4 protein-coding genes are annotated in these 6,823 nt (G+C 68.1%); all 4 read right to left on the reverse strand.

Annotated elements, in window-relative coordinates; genetic code table 11:
• Positions 1-36: 36 nt before the first annotated feature.
• The 4 genes from J4573_RS43445 to J4573_RS43460 all read right to left on the reverse strand — a co-directional run bounded on the left by J4573_RS43445 (position 37) and on the right by J4573_RS43460 (position 6,731).
• Positions 37-300, reverse strand: coding sequence for a TFIIB-type zinc ribbon-containing protein (locus J4573_RS43445; RefSeq protein WP_208262076.1), 264 nt, complete (start codon positions 298-300; stop codon positions 37-39).
• A 62-nt stretch (positions 301-362) separates the two neighbouring features.
• Complete coding sequence (locus J4573_RS43450) at positions 363-1,433, reverse strand: aminoglycoside phosphotransferase family protein (RefSeq protein ID WP_208262077.1); 1,071 nt, start codon at positions 1,431-1,433, stop codon at positions 363-365.
• Between the two features lie 299 nt (positions 1,434-1,732).
• Positions 1,733-4,393 carry a PQQ-dependent sugar dehydrogenase gene (locus J4573_RS43455; protein ID WP_208262078.1) on the reverse strand — a complete coding sequence of 887 codons (2,661 nt, stop codon included), beginning with the start codon at positions 4,391-4,393 and terminating at the stop codon, positions 1,733-1,735.
• 685 nt (positions 4,394-5,078) lie between these two features.
• The gene (locus tag J4573_RS43460; protein WP_307797386.1) at positions 5,079-6,731 is read right to left on the reverse strand and encodes an AMP-binding protein; all 1,653 of its coding nucleotides are present in this window, start codon (positions 6,729-6,731) and stop codon (positions 5,079-5,081) included.
• Positions 6,732-6,823: the final 92 nt, after the last annotated feature.

Here is a 6,823-nt window from a genome sequence, read left to right on the forward strand (position 1 = left end):
ATATCCGGGGTCCGGATGCTGTATCCGGGGTCCGGATCAGGTGGAGAAGAGCATGTGGAAGACGCTGCCGTGGTGCGGCGGCCGGTGGTGGCCGCCGTGGTGATGGTGGTGCACCGACCCGTGAGACGCGCCCCACGAAGGAGCCGCGGGCGGGGGCGGAGCGTACTGGGCCGCCATGTTGCTCAAGGCCTCGAGCTCCCCGTAGTCGAGGAAGATGCCCCGGCAGTTGTCACATTGCTCGATGTGGACGCCGTTGCGGGTGTAAGTCCGCATCACGCCACGACACTTAGGGCAGTGCATCGCCTTGTCGTCCTTCCGTAAGGAATCCCCTGGTAGAGGGTAAATCTAGAGCAGGCCGGACGTCACGTCATGCCGGGCGCCCTCGACCTGGAGATTCTGGTGCACGCCTCGACGAGCGCTTCTTCGGGCTCGTCGAGCGGTCGGTCCCCCTCCCGCGCGGATATGACGCACGTGGCGGCGATTTGGATCGCCAGAGTTCTGGAGGGCAGGTCAAGGGCCTGCCAGGGGTCCCCGTTCACAGGTACCGCCGGACCGCCCGCTTCCTGGTAGGCGGTCAGAAAGCGGCTCCAGTCGTCCGGCGGAAGCACTCCGGCCGCGAAGAGCGCCGCAGGGCGGGCCAGGTCCCAGGCCGGGTCTCCGACCCCCAGATCCTCAACGTCAATGAGCCGCCACGCCCCGTCATCGTTCACCATCTGGCCCAGATGCCAGTCCCCGTGAAGCAACCGCGCCCGTTCAGGCGAAAGTGGCGCTCCGGTAAGAATTCGCTCGGGCAGCGTCGCGTACGCGCCAACAACCGCCTCAACGGCCGAGGCATAGCGGCCAAGACCCTTGGCCCGGCTGGGTTCCGTGGCCTTTGCAGGGGCGGCGGGTTCGTTGGGGGCAGTAACGCTTGCCAGATCGCCTGGTCCGGTCGCTTCTGCAGGGCGGCTGGACATCGCGGCCTGGGCGGAGCCAGCCGAACGGGAGGCTTTGCTCGGCCGAGCAGGTGCTCCGGGGGCTCCGAGGACTTCGGGAGGATCCGCAGGAACGTTGGACGCGGCAAAGCCAGCAACCTCGGGGGACTCTGCGGGGCTGGTCAGGCGGGCTATTAGGCGGGTTACGCGGGTGGGACGGCCCCAGGGTGGGGCATCGGCCGGAACCGGGGAGTTGTGCAGGCGGGCCAAAAGGCTGCCTGCCTCGGCCCAGGGAAGTGCCTGCGTGGGATCGACCGGCCTCGCGTACGGCCAGAGAGTGACCACGCGCCCGTCGACGTCATGGGGGCCGCCCAGAGGCGGGAGGAGCAGTTCGGGAAGCGTCGCCGCCAGGTCCATGCGCTGCTTGAGAAGGGGGCCGCCGTCCCGGTCGGCCTGATGCGCCTTCACCACGATGTCCCCAACCCGTACGACCAGGACGCCATGCCTGTCGTAGAGCACCGACGCCTCGCCGTCGCGGGCGGCGGGCTGTTCCCGGCCCAGGGCCGTTAGAGCGGCAAGCAGGTCGGGGTCGGGAGAGGGGTCGGGAGAGGGGGAGGGGGAGGGCACTGGCACAGTCAACCATCTGCATAGCGCCCGGGAAGCCGTCGCCCCGGACGGGGACGGGGCGACGGCGGTCGGGTGGGCTGGCAGCCGGTTTCCCAGCAGTCGGGCAGGTCGGCGTTCCCCGTAGCCGGGCCGGTCGGCGGTCGGGCATACCGGCGGTGGCCGGGTGGGCCAGCGGTAGGCGGCGCGTCAGCTCAGCGGTCGAAGACCTCCATCTCCCAGAGGGAGTAGCCCCACTGCGTGGATCGCTTGATCCCGTACATGCGCACCCACCGGGCGTCACGCTGGGTGAACGGGATGACGTCGATCCCGCCGTCGCCGTTGGTGCGATGGTGGACGTCGGTCCAGACGCCGCCGCCCGTCGAGGTCTGGATCTTGTACTCCTTGCCGTACGCGGCCTCCCAGCGCAGCAGCACGTAGCCGGCCTTGCGGACCGAGCCGAGGTCGACCTCGATCCACTGCGGGTCGGTGAAGGCGCTCGACCAGCGCGTGATGGTCGATCCGTCGACGGCCTTCGCGCCCTCCAGCCCGGCCTTCTCGAAGCTGGAGACCTTGATCGAATGGTTGAGCGCCAGGTTGGTCTTCAGCCGGTAGTTGGCCGTCAGGGTGGCGTCGGCGTTCGCGACGATGTTGTGCGCGGACGCCCCGCCGTCCGACCAGCCGACGAACTCGTAGGCCTTGTCGCCGACGATCTGCGTCTGGGTGGGCGCGGAGATCGAGACCGTCGACCCGGTGATCGTTGTGCCGGTGAACGGTGCGGCCTGAGTGTTCTCCAGGAGGGTGAGGGGGATGCCGGGCGGGTTGCTGGCGAGCGTCACCTTGGTCGTCTTCGGGTGCAGCTCGACGCTCTTGGTGTCGGTCAGCCCGTCGGAGTCGGTGGCGGTGAGCCGCAGCTCGATCCACGACGGATACTCGTGGTCGGGTGCGGTGAACGAGCCGGTCTCGCCGTTCTGCCCGGTGATGACGTGCTCGTGGCAGTCGCTCGGGCAGTGATGCATGATGATCTTCCAGCTGAGCGAGTCGCCGCTGAGCGTGCCGTCCTCGGCGTCCGTCCCCGTACCGGCGAAGTCGATCTTGTCGCCGACCTTCCAGGTGAGGTCGGACGTGGGCGTGGTGATGGTCGCCGTCGGCGGCGTCGAGCCCGCGACGATCGAGGCCGTGGTGGTGTCGGACGCGCCGCGCGTGTCGGTCACCTTGAGCCCGACCGTGACACGGCCCTTGGTCGGATAGGTGAACGTCGGCTTGGCGTCGGCGGAGTCGTCGTACGCGCCGTCGCCGTCCAGGTCCCAGGCGTAGGTCAGCGGCACGTTGCCGTCGGCGTCGCTGGAGGTGGACCCGTCGAAGTGAACGGTGAGCGGCGTCGGGCCGCTGGTCACGTCCGTCTTGATGACCGCGACCGGCGGGTTGTTGACGCCGTTGTAGACGTACCGGACGATCCGGCCGTTCACGATGTCGACGCCGAAGATGTCGCCGTTCGGCCCGCTCTGCAGGTCCACGATCCCACCCGAGCCGGACGCGAACGTCTCGATCTTCGTCTTGTCGGGCAGCCCGTCGGTGCCCGGCTTCATCGCCCACACGCAGTTGCGCGAGTAGTCGGTGAAGAACAGCGCGCCCCTGTATTGCGCCGGATAGGTCGTTCCGGCGTAGAACTGCACGCCACTGCTGGACGAACTGCCGGTGCCGCACGCCTCGTTGGGCACGACCTTCGCGCTGTGGTTGTACGCGAAGTACGGCGCTGTGACGGCACTTGCCCCTGCCGAGTAGAGGTTTTCGCAGATGTTGAGGTTGGCGGCGTCGTAGCCGGGTGTACGGCCCGCACCCTCATAGCAAGGCCATCCGAAGTTGCGCATCGTGGTGAACGGCTCGGTGAGGCGGTTGATCTCCTCCCAGGTCGTGTAGCCGACGTCGCCCATCCAGATCTCGTTCGTGCCCGGCCGCATCGTGAACCGGTAGGGGTTGCGCAGGCCGTACGCGATGATGCGCCGCACGTTCACGCCCCCGTTGGGAAGCGGGTTGCCTGCGGCGCCCGCACCCGTGTCGGGATCGATGCGAATGATGGTGCCGTCGAGGGTCGCAGGGTCACCGGCGGTACGAAGGTCCTGGGCGCGCAGGGCACCGCCTTCGCCGGTAGGGGCCGTGAGCGGGGTGCCTGCGGGTGAGGGCGGGTCGCCGCACGCGTTGTTCTTCTGACCCCAGTCGGCATAGTTGAAGCTCGCGCCGTCCCCGCCGCCCGCGTACAGCTTGCCGTCCTTGCCGAACGCCAGTGTGCCGATGGAGTGGCTGGAGAACTGCTGGCACCAGTCCTCAACGAGTACGCGTTCGGTGACCGGGCCTGCCTGGGCGCGAGTGCTGAGGGCTCCGGCACGCGCCTGCACGGCAGGGCTGAGAACGGAGACGCGACCAGATACGACGCACCCCTCGTTGTTGGCGCCGGGAGGGTCGGGGCACTGGTCGTTACTCCCGTCGGCCGAGGGCCACCTGGGATAGGTGCCGCCGATGACGCCGTTGTAGGTGTAGAGCACGTAGACGCGGGGGTCTGCGGGGAAGTTGGGGTGCAGGGCCAGGCCGAGCAGGCCGCGATCCCACCCGTTGAAGACCTGCTGCCGGAGGTCCGCGTAAATCTCAGGCGTGGTGTCAGTGAGCGAGTCGAAGACCTTGATGAGCCCGCTCTTCTCCGCCACGAACACGCGCCCGTCCGGGGAGAACCGCACGGCGGTCGGCTGGCTCAACCCGGAGAAGACCGTCTTCTCCTGGAAGTTGGCCGGAAGGACCACCGCGGCCTTGGCGGGCCGCGACATCCCGATCCCGGCGACCAGCAACGCCCCCAGCAAGGCCAGGCTCAGCGCGGCGGCCACGAACGGCCTCCGACGCGTAGACCTCAGCAACGAGCGTGCGCCGCGCGCGGGCGTCAGCAATGAGCGTGTACGGCGTGCAGGCATCGGCAACCTACTTGCGCGGCGTGCAGCCATCGGCAATCTGCGTTCGCGGCGCGCGGCCGTCAGCAATCTGCGTGCGCGGTGCGCGGACACTGGCGATGTGTGTGCGCGGCGCGTTGGTATCGGCAATCTGCGGCCCACGGAGAATAGTGGCCAGCGACGCGCGGAAAACCATGCGCTGCGGCTCGTGGAGATTGATGCTCTGCGGCGGGAAAAGATGCGTATGGCCACGGGCGAATCCCCTTCTCTGCCCCCATGCAAGCCCCGGGGTACGGCGCTTGCTTTGGAACGATGGAGGAAGTCCGTGGCGATTGGGACGGCGAGGTCCGCATGCGGCCAGCGATGTGCCGGATAAGGTCAGAGGCCCTTCCACATACGGACAACACGTCAACCGAAGGCCTCGACTAAACGACACCTTCGGGCCGCTCTGAGGTGGAGTCGGCGCAGGCTAAAGGCTCGTTGGGCCGCGAGCCGTTACACGCGGGCCGTCGATTGTCGGGCGCTCGGCGTTGGATGCCCGCCGTCGGACGCCGGTCAGCGTACGTCGAGCGCGTACGTCGAGCGCGTACGTCGAGCGCGTACGTCGAGCGTCTGCGTCGGTCGTTCAGTAGCGGGGGCTGCCCGTGCCAGAACGGAGCCGCTGGCGCAGGACCTTTCCGATGATGTTACGGGGGAGCTCGGTGCGCGGGAGGAACTCACTCGGGACCTTGTAGTGGCTCAGCGAGCGTTCGCAATGACGCCGGAGCTCGTCCGCCGAGAACGGGTAGGCAGGGTGCTCCACCACGTACGCCACGATCCGTTCACCGCGCCGTTCGTCGGGAAGCCCGACCACCGCGCAGTCCAAGACGGCGGCATGGCGGCGCAGCACCTCCTCCACCTCGTGCGGAAAGACGCTGAACCCGCTCACCTTGATCATGTCGCGCTGCCGTTCGAGGATCGTGACGAAACCGATCTCGTCCATGAACGCGATGTCACCGGTCCGGAGCCACCCCTTGGACAGCACCTGGGCGGTAGCCAGTGGCGCGTTCCAGTACCCGGCGAAGACTTGCGGCCCCCGTACCACCAGCTCGCCCGGCTCCCCGTACGGCAGAACCCGCGTCGGCTCCTCATGGTCGACGATCACGGCGTCCGTCATCGGTAGCGGTACGCCCATCGTGGTGTTCCTGGCGCCGCCGCCCAGCGGGTTGCCGGTCACAGCCGGCGAGGCCTCGGTCAGCCCGTAGCACTGCACCAGCCGGTCGCCGCCCAGCGACTCGAGCCGATCCCGCGTCCGTTCGGGAAGCTCCGTGCCGCCCGACAGGAAGATCCGTACCGACGCCAGATCGTCCGCCCGCAACCGCGGATCATCAAGGACCAACCCGTACAGCGTCGGCACGCCAGGAAAGATCGTCGGCTGATACTTTCGCAGCGCCTTGACGATCTGCTTCCCATCGAAACGCGGCAGCAGCACGATCTTCCCGGCCCGCATCAACGCGGCGACCATGCAGCTCATCTGCCCGAACGAGTGGAAGAGTGGGAGCACGGCCAGCGTGACCTCGTGCCCGTCGCGGCTTCCCGTATCCCAGGCCTGCTGCTGGAACGCGTTCGCCACCAGATTCCTGTGGGTGAGCATCGCGCCCTTGGGCCGTCCCTCAGTCCCGCCCGTGTACTGGATGGTGGCCAGGTGCGTCCCCGGATCCACCCGGTACTGCCGTACGCGCCGATGCGCCGGTTGCTGCAACTCCGCAAAACGCATGGTGCCCGGCTCATTGGGCACCTCCGCGGTCAATTTCGCTCGCATCCGCTGCGTCTGCAACAGAGGCAGCCGCAACGCAAGCCTCTTCATCCGCGGCAGGTAGTCCACCATCGAGGTGACCACCACATGGTCCAGCGGCACCTCGTTCCGCACCGCCCGCAGCGTTCCGTAGGCGCGGTCCACCACCACCGCCACCCGCGCACCGCAGTCCGCGAGTTGCTGCGCCATCTCCTCCTCCGTGTAGAGCGGATTGTGCGGCACCGCAATGGCGCCCCTCCGCAGCACACCGAAGAACGCGATGACCATCTGAGGGCAGTTCGGCAGTATCAACGCCACCCGATCGCCCGGCTGCACCCCCAGCCGATGCAACCCCGCCGCGAACCGGTCAACCGCCTCGCGCAACTCCCGGTAGTCCATCGTGTGCCCGAAGAACACCAACGCCGTCTTCCGCGGGTGCCTCTCCACCGCGTCATCGAGCAGCCGAGTGACCGGCACATCGGGGATGTCGAGCTCGGGGGACACCCCGCCCTGATACCACCGAAGCCACGGCCGGGAGGTTCGTGACGAGGGCCACATATCCCTCGATTGAACCACGGAGTCCGCCCCCACACCTC

The organism is Actinomadura barringtoniae, assembly GCF_017573505.1.
Lineage (GTDB): Bacteria > Actinomycetota > Actinomycetes > Streptosporangiales > Streptosporangiaceae > Spirillospora > Spirillospora barringtoniae.